The organism is Georgenia daeguensis, assembly GCF_039537705.1.
GTDB lineage: Bacteria > Actinomycetota > Actinomycetes > Actinomycetales > Actinomycetaceae > Georgenia > Georgenia daeguensis.
In genome coordinates, this window is the sequence record NZ_BAABBA010000009.1 from 80,211 (window position 1) to 98,301 (window position 18,091).

General features: G+C 72.2%; 12 protein-coding genes. 5 read left to right on the forward strand and 7 right to left on the reverse strand.

Translation table 11 applies throughout. The features are described 5' to 3' along the window. Positions 1-36: 36 nt before the first annotated feature. Positions 37-1,350: an NAD(P)/FAD-dependent oxidoreductase gene (locus tag ABD774_RS10660; protein ID WP_345040797.1), complete on the reverse strand. Its 1,314-nt coding sequence runs from the start codon at positions 1,348-1,350 to the stop codon at positions 37-39. Positions 1,351-1,376: 26 nt separating this feature from the next. On the opposite strand from ABD774_RS10660, the gene ABD774_RS10665 reads away from it, so the two are divergent. From ABD774_RS10665 to pulA, 5 genes are all read left to right on the forward strand, one after another. Further along, positions 1,377-1,655: a DUF3017 domain-containing protein gene (locus ABD774_RS10665; RefSeq protein WP_345040799.1), complete on the forward strand. Its 279-nt coding sequence runs from the start codon at positions 1,377-1,379 to the stop codon at positions 1,653-1,655. Between the two features lie 70 nt (positions 1,656-1,725). After that, positions 1,726-3,006, forward strand: coding sequence for a hemolysin family protein (locus ABD774_RS10670; RefSeq protein WP_345040800.1), 1,281 nt, complete (start codon positions 1,726-1,728; stop codon positions 3,004-3,006). 93 nt (positions 3,007-3,099) lie between these two features. Next, positions 3,100-4,317: an NADP-dependent isocitrate dehydrogenase gene (locus tag ABD774_RS10675; RefSeq protein WP_345040801.1), complete on the forward strand. Its 1,218-nt coding sequence runs from the start codon at positions 3,100-3,102 to the stop codon at positions 4,315-4,317. 293 nt (positions 4,318-4,610) lie between these two features. Further along, positions 4,611-5,597, forward strand: a complete 987-nt coding sequence (locus ABD774_RS10680) for a malate dehydrogenase (RefSeq protein WP_345040802.1) — start codon at positions 4,611-4,613, stop codon at positions 5,595-5,597. 318 nt (positions 5,598-5,915) lie between these two features. Continuing rightward, the gene (gene pulA, locus ABD774_RS10685; protein ID WP_345040804.1) at positions 5,916-11,789 is read left to right on the forward strand and encodes a pullulanase-type alpha-1,6-glucosidase; all 5,874 of its coding nucleotides are present in this window, start codon (positions 5,916-5,918) and stop codon (positions 11,787-11,789) included. 71 nt (positions 11,790-11,860) lie between these two features. Here the strand turns inward: pulA and ABD774_RS10690 are convergent, their stop codons facing one another. The 6 genes from ABD774_RS10690 to ABD774_RS10715 form a co-directional block, all read right to left on the reverse strand. Next, positions 11,861-12,331, reverse strand: coding sequence for a methyltransferase family protein (locus tag ABD774_RS10690; RefSeq protein ID WP_345040807.1), 471 nt, complete (start codon positions 12,329-12,331; stop codon positions 11,861-11,863). A 63-nt stretch (positions 12,332-12,394) separates the two neighbouring features. Further along, a complete protein-coding gene (locus ABD774_RS10695; protein ID WP_345040809.1) occupies positions 12,395-13,225 on the reverse strand; it encodes a DUF4190 domain-containing protein in 831 nt (276 codons plus the stop codon). A gap of 71 nt (positions 13,226-13,296) precedes the next feature. After that, entirely contained in the window at positions 13,297-14,199 is a 903-nt protein-coding gene (locus tag ABD774_RS10700) for a carbohydrate ABC transporter permease (protein WP_345040811.1), read from the reverse strand. Further along, the gene (locus ABD774_RS10705; RefSeq protein WP_345041018.1) at positions 14,196-15,038 is read right to left on the reverse strand and encodes a carbohydrate ABC transporter permease; all 843 of its coding nucleotides are present in this window, start codon (positions 15,036-15,038) and stop codon (positions 14,196-14,198) included. Before ABD774_RS10705 ends, ABD774_RS10700 begins: the two co-directional genes overlap by 4 nt. A 190-nt stretch (positions 15,039-15,228) precedes the next feature. Further along, positions 15,229-16,518, reverse strand: a complete 1,290-nt coding sequence (locus ABD774_RS10710; RefSeq protein ID WP_345040813.1) for an ABC transporter substrate-binding protein — start codon at positions 16,516-16,518, stop codon at positions 15,229-15,231. Between the two features lie 223 nt (positions 16,519-16,741). Continuing rightward, positions 16,742-17,920 carry an ROK family protein gene (locus ABD774_RS10715; RefSeq protein ID WP_486327297.1) on the reverse strand — a complete coding sequence of 393 codons (1,179 nt, stop codon included), beginning with the start codon at positions 17,918-17,920 and terminating at the stop codon, positions 16,742-16,744. Between the last annotated feature and the right edge of the window lie 171 nt (positions 17,921-18,091).

Genomic DNA, 18,091 nt, shown 5'->3' on the forward strand with positions numbered 1-18,091 from the left:
CCGCTGCGGCGTGCCCGCCTGACCGCCGCCGGCCGGTCAGCTCGCGACGGCCTTGCGCAGCGGGACCGCCGGGTCGAGCGCCCGGTCGAGGTCCAGGGCCGGGCGCGCGCCCCCCGCGAGCAGCTTGCGCAGCGGGGAGACGTCGCGCGGGCGGTCCACGGTGAAACCGCCGACCAGCCGGGCCGGACCGGTCGCCGGGTCCGTCGGCGCGTACGCCTCCCGGGTGAGGTACAGCGCGGTCCAGCCGCCGGCGTCCGGGTCCCCGCGCAGCACGATCTCCTCGCCGTCGTGCGGCCGGCCGACGAGGGTGAGCTCGTGCCCGAGCTGGGTGGAGAAGACGTACGGCGCCGGCGTCGGCGGGGCGTCGTTCCCCAGCAGGCCGGCCACCAGGGCCGCGGGATGGGTCAGGGCGGCGTCCCAGTGCCCGCCGGGCACCGTCCCGACCCCGGCGACCGACATGTCGGCGCAGTCTCCGACCGCGCGGACCGAGACCGGGCCGCCGATCACCCGGCCCGACTCGTCGACCGGGACGGCGCCGCGCGGGGTCAGCGGCACGGTCCCCGCGAGCCACCTCGTGGCCGGACGCACCCCGGTGGCGGCGAGGACGACGTCGGCGCGGAGGACCTCGCCGTCGGCCAGCTCGACCTCGCCCGGCCGCACGGCGCCGACGGGGGCGCCGCAGCGCAGCTCGACGCCGGCCGCGGCGTACCAGGGCACCGTCAGCGCCCCCACCCGCGTGCCGACCTGCCGGGCGAGCGGTGTCGGCGCCGCCTCCACGACGCGCACCTCGCACCCGCGCGCGGCCGCGAGCCCGGCCACCTCGGCCCCGATCCACCCGGCGCCGACGACGACGAGGCGCCGGCCGGGCACGAGCAGCGCGCGCAGCCGCGCCGCGTCCGCCGCCTCGTGGAGGAGCAGCGCGCCCGACCAGCCGGGCGGCGTCACGGCGTGCGCGCCGACCGCCAGGACCACGGCGTCGGCCTCGAGCGTGATCGTCCCGCCGCCCGCGGCCGGCTCGACCTCCACCCGGGCGCCGTCGTCGCCGGCCTCGAGGCGTACGGCCCGGTGGCCGAGCAGCACCCGGTCGGCGAGGTCGGCGAGGTCGCCGTAGCCCTCGCCCGCCAGCCACACGGGCTCGGACCGGGCGAACAGCTCCTTCGACAGCGGCGGTCGGTCGTACGGCGCGCTGGTCTCGGCGCCCACCACCGTGATCCCGCCGGTGAAGCCCTGCGCGCGCAGCTCGGCGACCGTGCGCAGACCGGCGAGCCCCGCGCCGACGACGAGCACCGAGCGGGGTGGGCGGGGCGCGTCACGGGTCTCTGCGGCCGGGACGTCGAGGGTTTCGGGCACGTCGCCACGGTAGTCTCGTCGGCACCATGACCAGCGCGCGCCTCCTCCGCTCGACGACCTTCGCGGTCGTCGTCGCGGCGATCGTCCTGGTCTGCCTGCTCGCCGTCCTGGTGGACGCCCGCACCGGCGTCACCGCGCTGGCGGCCTTCCTCGCCCTCGGAGCGGTGCTCCGCGCCGTCGTGCCCGAGTCGGTCCTTCCGGGGGCGCGGTCCCGTGCCTTCGACGTGGTCTTCCTCCTCGCGCTCGCCCTCGCCCTCGGCTACCTCAGCCCGTGGGGGAACGCGACCCTGCCGCCGGGCACCTGACGGCGGGTTCCCGTCCTCGCCTGTCCGGTCTGCGACGGCGGGCCGTGCGGTCCTGGCGGAGAATGGTGCGGTGAGTTCCGTCGTCACCGACATCGCCCTCGTCCTGCTCTTCATCCTGCTGGGCGGGGTGTTCGCGGCGTCCGAGATGGCGCTGGTGTCCCTGCGCGACAGCCAGGTGCAGTCGATGGCCCGGCGCGGCGGCGCCGGCGCGAAGGTCGCGCGGCTCACCGCCGACTCCAACAGGTTCCTCTCCGCCGTCCAGGTGGGGGTCACGCTCGCCGGCTTCTTCTCGGCGTCCTTCGGGGCCGCGCAGATCGCGCCCGTCGTCGCGCCCGTCCTCGAGGGCTGGGGCGTGCCGGGGTCGCTCGCCCACGGGGTCGCGTTCGTGGCGACGACGGTGGTCATCTCGTACCTGTCCCTCGTCCTCGGCGAGCTGGTGCCCAAGCGCCTGGCCATGCAGAGCGCCGAGACCGTGTCGCTGCTCGTGGCCCGGCCGCTGGACTGGATCGCCACGGTGCTGCGGCCCGTCATCTGGTTCCTCGGCGCCTCGGTGGACGTGGTCATGCGGCTGCTCGGCCGGGACCCGAGCGCGCAGCGGGAAGAGATGGGGGCGGACGAGCTGCGCTCGCTCGTCGCCCAGCACGAGTCCCTCGGGGAGGAGGAGCGCGACATGGTCGTAGACCTGCTCTCGGTCGGGGAGCGGACCGTGCAGGAGATCATGACGCCCCGCACCGAGGTGGAGTTCCTCGACGCCGCCATGCCGGTGGAGGAGGCGCAGCGGCTGGTCGGCACCCTCGAGCACTCCCGGTACCCCGTGCGGGGCGAGAACAACGACGACGTCCTCGGCTTCATCCACATCCGCGACCTCATCAACCCCGCGCCGCACGTGCGCACGATCGGCGACGTCGTCCGGGACCTGCTGTACTTCCCGACGGGCAAGCAGGTCCTGACCGCGCTGACGGAGATGCGCCGTGCCCACGCCCATCTCGCGATCGTGGTGGACGAGTACGGAGGCACGGACGGGATCGTCACCCTGGAGGACGTCGTCGAGGAGTTCGTCGGCCAGATCCAGGACGAGTACGACCGCGAGGATCCCGAGGTCGTCGGCCACGGGGAGACGGAGAGCGTCGCCGGCCTGCTGGGCCGCGCGGAGGTGGCCAAGGTGCTCGGCCGTGAGCTCCCGGACGGCCCCTACGACACCCTCGCCGGTTTCATCATGTCCGAGCTCGGCCACCTCCCCGCCGTCGGGGACTCCGTGACCTGGGGGGACGCGGTGCTCACGGTGACCGCGATGGACGGCCGCCGGGTGGACCGGGTGGAGGTCGCCCGGGAGAAGGCCTCCACCGCCTGATATCTCGACATCGAGTAATCTGTGCGTGGCGCCGGGGCCCCGGCGCGGAAGTCGACAGCGCCCCTCGCGGGCGGTCAGGAGTGTTGCGGGACCATGACGAAGATCAAGGTGGCGGGCCCGGTCGTCGAGCTCGACGGCGACGAGATGACCCGGATCATCTGGCAGTTCATCAAGGACCGGCTCATCCACCCCTACCTGGACGTGGACCTGCGGTACTACGACCTGTCGATCCAGAACCGTGATGCCACGGACGACCAGGTCACCATCGACGCGGCCCACGCCATCAAGGAGCACAACGTCGGCGTCAAGTGCGCCACGATCACGCCCGACGAGGCCCGCGTCGAGGAGTTCGGCCTCAAGAAGATGTGGGTCTCGCCCAACGGCACGATCCGCAACATCCTCGGCGGCGTCGTCTTCCGCGAGCCGATCATCATCTCCAACGTCCCGCGCCTGGTGCCGGGCTGGACCAAGCCGATCGTCATCGGCCGTCACGCCCACGGCGACCAGTACAAGGCCACCAACTTCAAGGTGCCCGGCGCCGGCCAGCTGACCATCACCTTCACGCCGGAGGACGGCTCGGAGCCGATCCAGCACGTCGTCGCCAACTACGGCGAGGACGGCGGCGTGGCGATGGGCATGTACAACTACAACAACTCCATCGCCGACTTCGCCCGGGCCTCCTTCTCCTACGGCCTGCAGCGCAACTACCCGGTGTACCTCTCCACGAAGAACACGATCCTCAAGGCCTACGACGGCGCCTTCAAGGACATCTTCCAGGAGGTCTTCGACAACGAGTACAAGGCGCAGTTCGACGCCGCGGGCCTGACCTACGAGCACCGCCTCATCGACGACATGGTCGCCTCGGCCATGAAGTGGGAGGGCGGCTACGTCTGGGCGTGCAAGAACTACGACGGCGACGTCCAGTCCGACACCGTCGCGCAGGGCTTCGGCTCCCTCGGCCTCATGACCTCCGTCCTCATGACCCCGGACGGCAAGACCGTCGAGGCCGAGGCGGCCCACGGCACGGTCACCCGGCACTACCGCCAGCACCAGGCCGGCAAGCCGACCTCGACCAACCCGATCGCCTCGATCTTCGCCTGGACCGGTGGCCTCAAGCACCGTGGCAAGCTCGACGGCACCCCCGAGGTCACCGGCTTCGCCGAGGCCCTCGAGGACGTCGTCATCAAGACGGTCGAGTCGGGCAAGATGACCAAGGACCTCGCCCTGCTCGTCGGGCCGGACCAGGAGTGGCAGACCACCGAGGACTTCCTCGCCACCCTGGACGAGAACCTCCAGGCCCGCCTGGCCTGACGCTCGGGCGGCGGAAGCCCCCGACCGGGCAGCGGCCGCCGCCCGACGGCCGCAGCCCGCCGCCCGGCGGCCGCGGCCCGGCGCCCGCCGCCCGCGGTCAACGGTGAGGATTCGGTGCGTATATGGCACTGAATCCTCACCGTTGCTGTTTTCGGCTGGTCTCCCGGGATCACCGTGCCCGCGGTCGGCGTGGATTCGCCGGGGCCCGCCACTCGGACGGCCGTGATGTGGTCCGGGCCACGGGGAGTAATCTTGATGCCGAGATATCTCCCACCCCACGAAGGAGTGCGTCGATGACCACGACACCGGTGAACGTCACCGTGACCGGAGCTGCCGGCCAGATCGGGTACGCCCTGCTGTTCCGCATCGCCTCGGGCCAGCTGCTCGGACCGGACACCCCGGTGAAGCTGCGCCTGCTCGAGATCCCCCAGGGGGTCAAGGCGGCCGAGGGCACCGCGATGGAGCTCGACGACTGCGCCTTCCCGCTGCTCGCCGGGATCGACATCTTCGACGACCCGAAGCAGGGCTTCGAGGGCGCCAACGTGGCGCTGCTCGTCGGCGCCCGTCCCCGCAGCAAGGGCATGGAGCGCGGCGACCTGCTCGAGGCCAACGGCGGCATCTTCGGCCCCCAGGGCGAGGCCATCAACGCCGGCGCCGCCGACGACATCCGCGTGCTCGTGGTCGGGAACCCGGCCAACACCAACGCCCTGATCGCGCAGCAGCACGCGCCGGACGTCCCGGCCGAGCGCTTCACCGCGATGACGCGCCTGGACCACAACCGCGCGCTGAGCCAGCTCGCCTCCAAGACCGGCGCTCCCGTCTCGGCGATCAAGAACCTCACCATCTGGGGCAACCACTCCGCGACCCAGTACCCGGACATCTTCCACGCGACCGTCGACGGCAAGAATGCCGCGGAGCTCGTGGACCAGTCCTGGCTCGAGAGCGACTTCATCCCGACGGTGGCCAAGCGTGGCGCCGCCATCATCGAGGCCCGTGGCGCCTCGTCGGCGGCCTCGGCCGCGAACGCCGCGATCGACCACGTCCACGACTGGGTCAACGGCACCGCCGACGACTCCTGGACCTCCGCGGCGATCGTCTCCGACGGCTCCTACGGCGTGCCCGAGGGCCTCATCTCCTCCTTCCCCGTGCGGGCGAAGGGCGGGAAGTGGGAGATCGTCCAGGGCCTGGAGATCTCCGAGTTCTCGCGCGGCAAGATCGACGCGTCCGTGAACGAGCTCGTCGAGGAGCGCGACGCCGTCAAGGAGCTCGGCCTCGTCTGACGGCCGGCGCCTCCACGCACTGACAGACCGAGGGGCCTGTACCGGACACCGGTACAGGCCCCTCGGTCTGTCGTGCGCCGCAGCCGGCTCTGTCGCGCGCCACAGCCGGCTCTCGCGCGCGCCGCAGCCGAATCTCCTCTGCGCCGGAGCCAGCCTTCGTGCTCGGCCGGAGTCTGCCGTCTCGCTCGCCAGCTCCCTCGAGCCCACCCGCGAACTTGCGGCCATGGCATCTGCAACCTTGCTGAAAATTTGCAAGGCCCGCTACTCTCGGGTCGACCTGCGCGCCGTGGCGCAGCCGACGAAGGAGTCACCCGAGCAATGGATCACCGTCCGCGCACCGCCGTGGCCGCGCTGAGCGCGACGGCCCTCGCCCTCACCGGGCTGAGCGCCGCCGCCACCTCGTTGGCCGCCCCCGCCTCCGCGGCCGACCGCCAGGTCGTCCTCGCCGGCTCGCTGCAGGGCGAGCTCGGCTGCGCGGCCGACTGGGACACCGCCTGCGACGCCACGGCCCTGGCGCCGACCGACGCCGCGGGCGTCTACGCCCTCGAGGCCGAGGTCCCGGCCGGCACGTACGAGTACAAGGTCGCCCTCGACGGCACCTGGGACGAGGCGCACCCGGCCCAGAACGTCCCGCTGCACCTGACCGCGCCCGTCACGCTGCGCTTCGTCTACGACGACGCCACGGACCGCGTCAGCCTCGAGGTGCCCGGCCTTGCCGGCGGCTACACCCCCGAGGACGACGCCCTCGTCGCGGAGCCGGTGCGCACGCCGGGCTCGGGCGAGAACTTCTACTTCGTCCTCACGGACCGGTTCGCCAACGGCAGCGCGGCAAACGACGCCGGCGGCCTCGACGGCGACCGGCTCACCACCGGCTTCGACCCCACGGACAAGGGCTTCTACCACGGCGGCGACATCGCCGGCCTGCGCGAGCGCCTCGACTACATCGAGGGCCTGGGCACCTCCGCGATCTGGCTGACGCCCTCCTTCAAGAACAACCCGGTCCAGGGCGAGGGCGCGAACGCCTCCGCGGGCTACCACGGCTACTGGATCACCGACTTCACCCAGATCGACCCCCACCTCGGGACCAACGCCGAGCTCGAGAGCTTCATCGACGACGCCCATGCCCGCGGCATCAAGGTCTACTTCGACATCATCACCAACCACACCGCGGACCTGATCGACTACACGGAGAAGCAGTACTACTACGTCGACATGGACACCGCGCCCTACCTCGACGCGGCGGGCAACGCCTTCGACCCGGCCGACCACGCCGGGGCGGACACGTTCCCCGAGCTGGACGCGGCGACGTCGTTCCCGTACACGCCAGAGCGGACAGGCGAGGTGGTCCCCGAGGCCCTGAGCGACGTCCGGCTCTACCACAACCGCGGCAACTCGACCTGGTCGGGGGAGTCCGTCACCTACGGCGACTTCGACGGCCTCGACGACCTCATGACGGAGCACCCCACCGTCGTGGAGACGATGACCGACGTCTACACCACCTGGATGGACCTCGGCATCGACGGGTTCCGGATCGACACCGCCAAGCACGTGAACCTCGAGTTCTGGGAGCAGTGGACCGCGGCGATCGACGCGCACGCGGCCGCCACCAACCCCGACTTCTTCACCTTCGGCGAGGTCTACGACGCCGACGCGCGGCTCACCTCGCCGTACGTGCGCGACACCGAGATGTCCTCGGTCCTCGACTTCGCCTACCAGTCCGCTGCACTGAACTTCGCCAAGGGCTTCACCACGGCCGGCCTGGCCGGCCTGTTCGCCTCGGACGACTACTACACGACGCCGGACTCCAGCGCCGACGCGCTGCCCACCTTCCTCGGCAACCACGACATGGGACGGGTCGGCAACCTGCTCCAGGGCAGCGGGGCGGAGCTCGAGCGGTCCGCGCTGGCGCACTCGCTTATGTACCTCACCCGCGGCCAGCCGGTCGTCTACTACGGCGACGAGCAGGGCTTCGTGGGCCTGGGCAACGACAAGTCGGCCCGGCAGGACATGTTCGCCTCGCAGACCCAGGAGTACGTCGACCAGCCCCTGCTCGACGGCACCACCTTCGGCGCCGGCGACCACTTCGACACCGCCGCGCCGCTGTACGGGCACATCGCCGGACTCGCCGCCCTGCGCGACGCCCACCCCGCGCTGGACGCGGGCGCCCAGATCGAGCTGCACGCCACCGAGGGCGCCGGCGTCTACGCCTTCGCCCGCGTGGACCGGGAGGAGAAGGTCGAGCACCTCGTCGCCGTGAACAACGCCGCGACGGCGCAGACGGTCACCTTCACCACCCTCACCCCGGGCGCGGCCTACGCGCCGCTGCACGGCACGGACGAGCCGGCGACGGCGGACCCCGCGGGGGCCGTGACGCTCACCGTCCCGGCCCTGGCCGCCGTCGTCCTCGAGGCCGACCGCCCGGTGGCCGGCACGGGGGAGCAGACCATCACCCTCGCCCAGGGCGCCGGCGCCAAGGTGGAGGGGCTCGCCCCGGTCAGCGCCGACGTCGTCGACGACCGCTGGGCCGAGACGTCCTTCGCCTACCGGCTCGTCGGAGAGACCGACTGGCACCCGCTCGGCACCGCCGAGGACGACACCCCGCGCGTCTTCCACGACACCGAGGGACTGCCCGCCGGGACGCTCGTGGAGTACCGCGCCGTCACCGTGGACGCGGACGGCAGCAGGGCCGCGGCGTCAAGCTTCGCCGCCGTCGGCGTCGACGTCTCCGGGGCCCCGGCCGAGGAGCCCGTCGGCGGGGACCTCGTCACGGTGCCGGGTAGCCACAACGCAGCCATGGGCTGCCCGGGCGACTGGCAGCCGGACTGCGCGGCCGCGGCCCTGACGCTGGACGAGCCGTCCGGCAAGTACGTCGGCACCTTCACGCTGCCCGCCGGCGAGTACGAGTACAAGGTGGCGGTCGGCGGGAGCTGGGACGTCAACTACGGCGCCGGCGGCGTGCCCGGCGGGGACAACGTCCGCTACACCCACGCCGGCGGCGAGGTCACCTTCATCTACGACCCCGTCACCCACGACTTCACCAACACCTCGCAGGGCCCGATCATCACCCTGCCCGGGTCCTTCCAGAGCGAGCTCGGCTGCTCCGGCGACTGGCAGCCGGACTGCCTCGCCAGCTGGATGCTCGACCCCGAGCGGGACGGGACGTTCACCTTCACCACCGACGCCCTCCCGGGCGGGACGTACGAGGTCAAGGTCGCCCACAACCGCAGCTGGGCCGAGAACTACGGCGTCGGCGGCGCCCGGGACGGCGCCAACTACACCTTCGCCGCGACGGCCGGGAAGGCGGTGACGTTCACCTACGACATCGGCACGCACCAGCTGGCCATCGAGGTCACCGACCCGCCGCTCGCCGGCGCGGGGCAGCAGCGCTCCCACTGGCTCGACGCCGGGACGCTGGCCTGGCCGCGCGACCTGCTCGGCGGCGCCGACCCCACCACGCTGACCTGGTCCCTGCACCACGCCCCCGAGGGGGGCCTCGCGCTCGACGGCGGCGCGGGCACCGGCGGCGAGGAGGTCACGCTGGCCTACGACCCCGCGGGCCTGAGCGAGGAGCTGCGTCAGCGGTTCCCGCACCTGGCGGACCATGTCGCTCTCACGGTGGAGGGCCTCGAGCGCTCCGCCGTCGCCGATCTCCTCACCGGCCAGGTCGCCGTCCTCCAGCGCGGGGCCGACGGCGGAGCCACCGCCTTCACCGGCGTCCAGCTGCCCGGCGTTCTCGACGATCTCTACGCCGACGCGGCCGCGGACCGGGCGCTCGGTGCCGAGTGGGCCGGCGGTGTCCCGTCGCTGGCGCTGTGGGCGCCCACCGCCAAGGACGTCGACCTGCTGCTCTGGGCCGACGGCGCAGGCACCGGCGAGCCGGAGCGGGTCGAGATGACCCGGGAGGACGACGGCGCCTGGACGGTCGCCGGCGAGGCGGGCTGGGAGGACCGCGCCTACCGCTACGAGGTCGACGTGTTCGTCCCCGCCACCGGGACTGTGGAGACCAACGTGGTCACGGACCCGTACTCGGCGGGCCTGACGCTGAACTCCACCCACTCCGTCCTTGTCGACCTCGACGACGACGTCTGGGCACCCCGGCTCTGGGACGAGACGCCCGCGCCGGTGATCGAGAACCCGGTGGACCGCACCATCTACGAGCTTCACGTCCGCGACTTCTCCGTCGCCGACGCCACCGTCCCCGAGGAGCTGCGCGGCACCTACGCCGCCTTCGCCCTCGAGGGCACGGCGGGCACGGACCACCTGCGCGACCTCGCCGAGGCCGGCATGAACACCGTGCACCTGCTGCCCACGTTCGACATCGCCACCATCGAGGAGGACCGCGCCCGCCAGGCGGTGCCGGACATCCCGGCGGACGCCGCGCCCGACTCGGCCGAGCAGCAGGCCGCCGTGGCCGCCGTCGCGGACGAGGACGCCTTCAACTGGGGCTACGACCCGTACCACTTCTCGGTGCCGGAGGGGTCCTACGCCTCGCCCGGCAACCAGCACGGCGGGGCGCGGGTGGCCGAGTTCCGCTCGATGGTCGGCGGTCTGCACGACGCCGGGCTCCAGGTGGTCCTCGACCAGGTCTTCAACCACACCGCCCAGTCCGGTCAGGGCGAGAGGTCGGTCCTGGACCGCGTGGTCCCCGGCTACTACCACCGCCTCTCGGCCACCGGCTCCGTGGAGACCTCGACCTGCTGCCAGAACGTCGCCACCGAGCACGAGATGGCCGAGAAGCTCATGGTCGACTCGGTCGTGACCTGGGCGGGCGACTACCGCGTCGACGGGTTCCGGTTCGACCTCATGGGCCACCACAGCGTGGAGAACATGCAGGCCGTGCGCGCGGCGCTCGACGAGCTGACGCTCGAGGAGGACGGCGTCGACGGATCCGCGGTCTACCTCTACGGCGAGGGCTGGAACTTCGGCGAGGTCGCGGACAACGCCCGCTTCACCCAGGCCACCCAGGGCCAGCTCGGCGGCACCGGCATCGGGACCTTCTCCGACCGGCTGCGCGACGCCGTCCGCGGCGGCGGCCCCTTCGACGAGGACCAGCGCGTGTACCAGGGCTTCGGCTCCGGGCTCGCCACGGACCCGAACGCCGTCGCCGCCGGGACGCCCGAGGAGCAGGCGGCGCGGCTCGCCCACGCCACCGACCTGGTCCGGCTGGGGCTGGCCGGGAACCTGCGCGAGTACTCGTTCCTCACCAGCGCGGGCACGGTCCAGCGCGGCGAGGAGCTGGACTACAACGGCCAGCCGGCCGGGTACGCCGACAGCCCGGAGGAGGTCATCACCTACGTCGACGCGCACGACAACGAGACGCTGTTCGACAACCTCGCGCTCAAGCTGCCCGTCGACACCCCCATGGCGGACCGGGTGCGGATGAACACGCTGTCGCTGGCGACGACGGCGCTGTCGCAGACCCCCAGCTTCTGGCACGCGGGGGCGGACCTGCTGCGTTCGAAGTCGCTGGACCGCAACAGCTACAACTCCGGTGACCACTTCAACCTGCTCGACTGGTCCCGGCAGAGCAACAACTTCGGGGTGGGCCTGCCGCCGGCGGCCGACAACGAGGACAAGTGGGACGTGATGGCGCCGCTGCTCGCCGACCCGGCGCTCACGCCCGCCCCGGCGGACATCGACGCTGCGGCGGCGCAGGCTCAGGACCTGCTCCGGCTGCGTGCCTCCACCGACCTCTTCCGGCTCGGCTCGGCAGAGCTCATCCAGGAGAAGGTCAGCTTCCCGGGCTCCGGCCCGGAGGCCACGCCCGGCGTCATCGTCATGCACGTCGACGACCGCGTGGGCGAGGACGCGGACCCGGCGCTGGACGGCGTGCTCACCGTGTTCAACGCCTCGCCCGAGCCCGTCACGGAGACGCTCGTGGAGCTGGCAGGCCGGGAGTACGTCCTCTCGCCGGTCCAGGCGGACGGCGCCGACGACGTCGTGCGGACCACCACCTACGACGCCGCCACCGGCACCGTGACCGTGCCGGCGCGGACCGTCGCCGTGCTGGTCGAGGTGACGCCGGAGGAGGCGCCGTCCGGTCCCGGGACGGGCAAGCCGTCCGACCGGCCCACGGGGCCCGGCCGTCCGGGGGAGACCCCGGTCGGGCCGCCGGCGGACCGGCCCGGGCGCGGCCCGGCCGGTGACGTGCCCGCGCAGAGCTACTCGCGGGCCGGGAAGCCGGCAGCCTGAGACACCGGTAGCCAGGACGAGAGGAGGCGCCGCCCGCCGTGGGCGGCGCCTCCTCTCGTCCCTACCAGCGGTCAGACGCGAGGGAACCGGACCGTCCGGAGGTACGCGTCCCACCGGGGGCCGAAGGCCCGGGACAGCGCGACCTCCTCGGCGGGCGCGTACCTGCGCGTCGCGGCGTAGAGCACGAGACCGACCACGGCCCCGAGCCAGGTGTCGAGCAGGAAACCCGCCCAGGGCAGCACGAGGAGGGCGACGGAGGTGTAGAGCGGGTGACGCACGAGCGCGTAGGGCCCGTGGGTGATCAGCTCGCCGCGCGGGACGTGCCGCAGGATCAGCACGACCGACCACAGCCAGAGGACCAGGCCAGGGACCAGCAGGACGACCGAGATCACCGCCAGAGGGACCGGCGGCCCGCCCACGGCGAAGACCGACGGGAAGGCGACCTGGAGGACCACCGCGGCAACCAGCACCGGCGCCGTCACCAGCGCGATCCGGTCGCCGCTCCCGACGAGCCTCGCGAGCATCGTGCGGTCCTCCGTCACCGGTCCTCCGACCCCGGTCCTCCGATGCGGGCGTCCGGGACCGGCGGCCGCGGGGTTCCGCCTCTAGCTGCCGGTGCTGACGCTCTCGAGGCAGCGCTGGAGCGCCGTGGGGTCGTCGCCGTACTGCTCCACGCAGGCCTGGAACTCGGGCCCGAAGACCTCGGAGAGCAGGAACGACCCGAACATCGTCGAGGCGATGGCCAGCAGGATCGCGAGCACGCCGATGACGATCCCGGCGATCGCGGTGCCGCGGTTCGTGGCCTCCCCGCGGTTGGCGCGGCCCACCCCGATCGCCCCGAGCACGACGGCGATCAGCCCGCCGAGGCCGCCGAGGAGTCCGAGGAACGGGATCCAGGCGATCAGCAGCGAGACGACGGCGACGATCAGCGCCGCCAGCCCCATCCCGTTGCGGGGGGCCTGACCGCCGTACGACGTTCCCCGGTAGCCACCGCCGTACGGCGTCCCCTGGTACTGGCCGCCCTGGTACTGGCCGCCCTGGTGCTGGCCACCCTGGTGCTGGCCGCCCGCGTACTGGCCCTGGTACTGACCCCCCTGGTACGGGGCACCCTCGTACGGCTGGCGCGGGGTGCTCTGGTAGTCGGCGTCGGCGTAGCCGGGCTCGGGGTCGCCGCGGTACGCCGGGGTGCCGGGCGGAGCCTCCGTGCCCTGGTAGGGGACGCCCTGGTACGGGGTGCCCGTCGATCCGGGCGGCGGCCCACCCTGGTAGCCGGCACCGTGGGGCTGGGAGTACGTCGCGCCGTCGTCCTGCGGGGTGCGGCCGCCGGCATCCTCCGGGCGGTCGCCCTCGGGACGGGCAGCTTCGGGGCGGGCATCTTCGGGGTCGTGCCGGCCGGGCTCGTACGGCTCGCGGCCGGGGGGAGGCGATGACGACATCGGAGTGCTCCTCACGTCGGTTCCCGCCATGCTCCCACGTGGGCGGGCGGCCCGCAGGCCGCCCGCGCACGTCAGCCCTTGACAGACCCCGACATGAGGCCGCCGATGAAGTACTTGCCCAGCACGATGTAGACGAGCAGCGTGGGCAGCGACGCCAGCAGCGCACCGGACATGGACACGCCGTAGTTCTGCAGCAGCGCGCCGTTGGCCAGGTTGTTCAGGGCCAGGGTGACGGGGCCGTTCTGGCTGGAGGAGAAGAACACCGCGAAGAGGAAGTCGTTCCAGGCGGAGGTGAACTGCCAGATCAGCACGACCACGAAGCTGGGGATCGAGATCGGCAGGACCACCGACACGTACGTGCGCAGCATGCCCGCGCCGTCGACCCGCGCGGCCTCGATGAGCTCCTTGGGCACCGACTCGTAGTAGTTGCGGAAGATCAGCGTGGTGATCGGGATGCCGTAGATGACGTGCACGAGGATCAGGGACGGGACACCGCTCGGGATCTGCAGGTCCAGCAGCAGCTGGAGCAGCGGGATCATGACCGCCTGGTAGGGGATGAACATCCCGAAGAGGATCAGCGTGAACACGATGTTGGCGCCGCGGAAGGACCAGCGCGAGAGGACGAAGCCGTTCATCGACCCCAGGAAGGCGGAGATGAGCGCCGCGGGGACGACCATCTGCACCGTGCGGAAGAGCGACGGCGAGAGCGTCTGCCACGCGGCGGTCCAGTTGTCCATGGTCCACAGCTGCGGCAGCGCCCAGGCACGGGCCGGCGTGGCGTCGCCCGGGCCCTTGAAGCTGGTGACGATGAGGACGTACACGGGGATCAGGACCAGGACGAGCGAGACCAGCAGGATCGCGTACCGGATGGTCCGCCCCGCGGAGTACCGGCTCGCCGGGCGACGCTCGGGCGCGCTCACGGGACGCCCCGCGGCGACGTCGACGGGTGCGGGGGCGGGGACGGCGGTGGTCATCGTCCGCCCTCCTTCCGGGTGGTGTGCACGAGGTAGGGGATGATCAGCACGGCGACGATGAGCAGGAGGATCGAGCCGACGGCGGCCGCGTTGGCGTAGTCGTAGCTGGACTTGAAGACGAACATGTCGACCGCCGGCACCTTCGTCTGGTAGTTCGCCGGCTTGGAGATCGACATGATCAGGTCGAACGCCTTGAGCGACATGTGCCCGATGATGATCAGCGCCGAGAGCGCGACCGGCGAGAGCTGCGGGAAGATCACGTGGCGGTAGAGCTGCCACTCGGAGGCGCCGTCGATGCGCCCCGCCTCACGCAGCTCGTCCGGTATGCCGCGGAACCCCGCGAGGAAGAGCGCCATGACGTAGCCGGAGAGCTGCCAGATGGCGGGGATGGCGATGGCGGCGATGCCCCAGCTGACGTTGTTCCACCAGGGGTTCTGGAGAAAGTCCAGGCCGACGATCTGGAACAGCCGGTTCAGCCCGAGGGCGCTCTCGCCCTCGTTGGAGTTCAGGAGCCAGCGCCACACGACGCCGGAGGCGATGAACGAGACGGCCATCGGGAAGAGGAACACCGAACGGAAGAAGCCCTCGCCCTTGGCGGGCCGCTCGAGCACCCACGCCCACAGGAAGCCGATCACCATGGTGCCGACGAGGAAGACGGCCGTGTAGAGCAGGAGGTTCTTCAGCGAGTGCTGGAAGGCCTCCGACCCCAGCAGCGCGAGGTAGTTCTCGAGCCCGACGAGGGCGACGGGCGCCCTCCCGGCCGCCTGCTGTGCGGTGTGGTTGTCGGTGAACGAGGTCTGGAAGTTCAGCGCGATGAAGCCGTAGACGAAGACGGCCATCAGGATGAGGGAGGGGGCCAGCAGCAGGAGCGGCGGACCCCAGCGCTTGACGGTCTTCACGGGAGCTCCAGCAAGATCGTGGACGAGTACGACCGGCGCCTGCGGCGGGCGGTCGTCCGGGGTGGATGGCCGGGCGGGAACCGCCGGCCTGTGGCGGGTGCGGGACGTCCCGCACCCGCCATGCTCGGGGTCAGCTGCCGCCGGCGGCGGTCGCCAGCTCGCTCTGGAACGTCTTGACGTCCGAGGCGCCGGTGGTGAACTTGCTGGTGGCGTCGGAGATGCCGTTCAGCACGGCGATCGGGGAGGCGGCGCCGTGCGCCAGCGACGGCACGATCGTGTCCTGGCCGTACGCCTCGATCGCGCTCTGCTGGTACTCGGAGAACTCGGCCGGGTCGGCGTCGGTCCGGGCCGGGATGGAGCCCTTGGCCTTGTTGAACGCGACCTGGCCCTCCAGGGACCCGACCGTCTCGAGCCACGCCTTGGCGCCGTCGGGGTGCGGCGCACCTTCCGGGAGGGTGAAGGAGTCGGCCAGGAAGCCGAACATCCCGTCGGTGCCCGGGACCGGGAAGTCGACGAAGCCGGTGCCGCGCTCGATGCCCTGCTCCTCGAACGCCGCCACCGCCCAGTCGCCCATGACGTTGTAGGCGGCGTTGCCGTCGATGACCATCTGGGTCGACTCGGGCCAGTCGAGGCCGTCGCGGTCCGTGTTGGTGAAGCCGATCAGGGTGTCGAAGTGCTCGAGCGCCTTGGTCACCTCGGCGCCGTTCCAGTCCGTGCTGCCGTCCCAGAGCCCGTTGTACGCCTCGGCCCCGAGGTCGGCCATGAGCACGGTCTCGAGCAGGTGCACCTGGGTCCACGTGGTCGCCACCGACAGCGGGGTCTTGCCCGCGGCCTTGACCTTCTCCAGGTCGGCGATCCAGGCGTCGATGTCCTCGGGCACGGCCGCGGGGTCGATCCCGGCCTCCTCGAGCACCGTGGGGTTCGCCCACACGACGTTGGAGCGGTGGATGTTCGACGGCACCGAGTAGATGGCGTCCTCGACGGTGAGCAGGTCGATGAGGTCCTGCGGGAAGACGTCGGTGAGGCCGAACTCGTCGTAGAGATCCGAGACGTCCTGGATCTGGCCGGCGTTGATGTAGTCCGTCAGCTCCTGGCCCGCGTGGGCCTGGAAGGTGTCCGGTGGGTCGCCGGCCTGCAGACGGGACTGGAGCATGTCCTTGGCGGCGGAGCCGGCACCGCCGGCGACCGCGCCGTTGACGAACTCGACGTCGGGATGCTGTTCGTTGAACACCCCGACCAGGGCGTCCAGCCCGGCCTTCTCCGAGCCCTGGGCCCACCAGGTGAAGACCTCCACCTGGTCCCCGCCGCCCCCGCCGCCACCGCCGGTGGCGCCGTCGGTACCGCCGTTACCTCCGCCGCCGCAGGCGGCGAGGATGAGGCTGGCGGCCGCGATCCCGGCCACCGTCGCTGTGCGTCGCATCGTGCTTCTCCTTCGAAACATCGTCGTCCCGACCGTTCCGGCGTGCCGCCGGGACGGGGACCGGCCAGAGGGCCGGGCATCCGGTTCTTCAGTGTGCCCCTGAACCGATATTGAGCGAGGCATTGGAGGAAATCGTCGCCGTGTTGTGATCTGGGGGCCGACATATTGCCACTGGTAGGGGTCCGTCTAACGCACTTCCTCTCACGTGATCGAACATGGTCGCTCAGTCCAGCAGGTAGCCATAGGGGGTGGGGGCGTGCTCGAGCGCCAGCGCGAGCGCGCCCAGAACTTCCGTGCGTGAGCCGAGTGCTGCGGGGACGACGCGCAGGCGCCTGGCGACGGAGGGGATGACGGAGCGTCGCAGCGACGCGCTCACCGCCGCCAGGAAGGGCTCGCCCGCGGCCACCAGGGGCCCGCCCAGGACGACCACCTCGGGGTCCACAAGGTTGCCCAGAAGCGCGACGCCGCGCCCGAGGTTGCGCCCGACGTCCTCGACCATACGCCGGCAGGGCGGGTCCCCGGCGTCGGCGGCGGCGACCACCTGCTCGATGGTGAGCCCCTCGCCGAGCGTCGGACGGAGCATCTCCAGCACGGCGGGGACGGAGGTGACGGTCTCCAGGCAGCCGCGGTTGCCGCACCGGCAGACGGCGCCCTCCGGCTGGAGCGGGGTGTGGCCGAGCTCGCCCGCCGTCCCACCGGCGCCGCGGTGGATCCGCCCGCCCAGCAGCAGTCCCGCGCCCACCCCGGTGGAGATCTTCACGTAGGCGGCGTCCGTCACGCCCTGCGCGGCGCCCCAGCGGGCCTCGGCCAGCATGCCCAGGGTGGCGTCGTTCTCCGCGACCACCGGGACCCCGAGCGTCTCCTCGAGCCGTCCGGCGACGTCGAAGCCCGCCCAGCCGGTGAGGATCGTCCCCGGCCCGACCGTGCGCTCGGGGCCGTCGACAGGCCCGGGCAGGCCGACACCGACCGCGACGAGCTGCCCCGCCGATCCCGGGGCGTGCTGGAGCAGGTCGCCGACCAGCTCCAGCACGACCGGGACGGTCTGCTGGCCGGTGTGGCCCGCGGGCAGCGCGACCCCGCGCTCGGCCAGGATCTCCCCGTCCCGGGAGCCCAGTGCGGCCCGCAGGTGCGTGCGCCCGATGTCGACGCCGGCCACGAGGCCCGGCGCAGGCACCAGGGAGACCGTCCGGGCGGGCCTGCCCCGGCGCCCGTCCGTGGTCGCCCGCTCGACGGCGGAGCCGCTCTCCAGCAGCTCCGTCACGAGGTTGGAGACGGTGGTGGGGGAGATGCCCAGCCGGCGGGCGATCTCAGCACGCGACAGCGGTCCCGCAGAGAGCAGCGAGATCACTGCTCGACGGGTCCGCCCACGAGCGCGGGAGGTGGTCGGATCTGCGCGACCCACGTGCTGCCCCCTTTTCGGCCCACCGTTGGACCAAAAGATGAAATAGCCGGGGCGAATTGGCGCCTCGAATGGAGAAAACCTAGCCGACTGCCCCCTGAATGTCGAGGGGCTGGGCAGGTCGCGTGCAAGGGCGGTCCACAGGGAGCGAGGCGTGCGCGGAGCGAGGCCCGG

What these genes read in the sequence shown, in the direction of transcription:
- pulA (WP_345040804.1), top strand. Translation starts at nt 5,916, where the DNA reads ATGGATCACCGTCCGCGCACCGCCGTGGCCGCGCTGAGCGCGACGGCC.
- ABD774_RS10695 (WP_345040809.1), bottom strand. Translation starts at nt 13,225, where the DNA reads ATGTCGTCATCGCCTCCCCCCGGCCGCGAGCCGTACGAGCCCGGCCGG.
- ABD774_RS10665 (WP_345040799.1), top strand. Translation starts at nt 1,377, where the DNA reads ATGACCAGCGCGCGCCTCCTCCGCTCGACGACCTTCGCGGTCGTCGTC.
- ABD774_RS10700 (WP_345040811.1), bottom strand. Translation starts at nt 14,199, where the DNA reads ATGACCACCGCCGTCCCCGCCCCCGCACCCGTCGACGTCGCCGCGGGG.
- ABD774_RS10675 (WP_345040801.1), top strand. Translation starts at nt 3,100, where the DNA reads ATGACGAAGATCAAGGTGGCGGGCCCGGTCGTCGAGCTCGACGGCGAC.
- ABD774_RS10705 (WP_345041018.1), bottom strand. Translation starts at nt 15,038, where the DNA reads ATGGCCGTCTTCGTCTACGGCTTCATCGCGCTGAACTTCCAGACCTCG.
- ABD774_RS10710 (WP_345040813.1), bottom strand. Translation starts at nt 16,518, where the DNA reads ATGCGACGCACAGCGACGGTGGCCGGGATCGCGGCCGCCAGCCTCATC.
- ABD774_RS10680 (WP_345040802.1), top strand. Translation starts at nt 4,611, where the DNA reads ATGACCACGACACCGGTGAACGTCACCGTGACCGGAGCTGCCGGCCAG.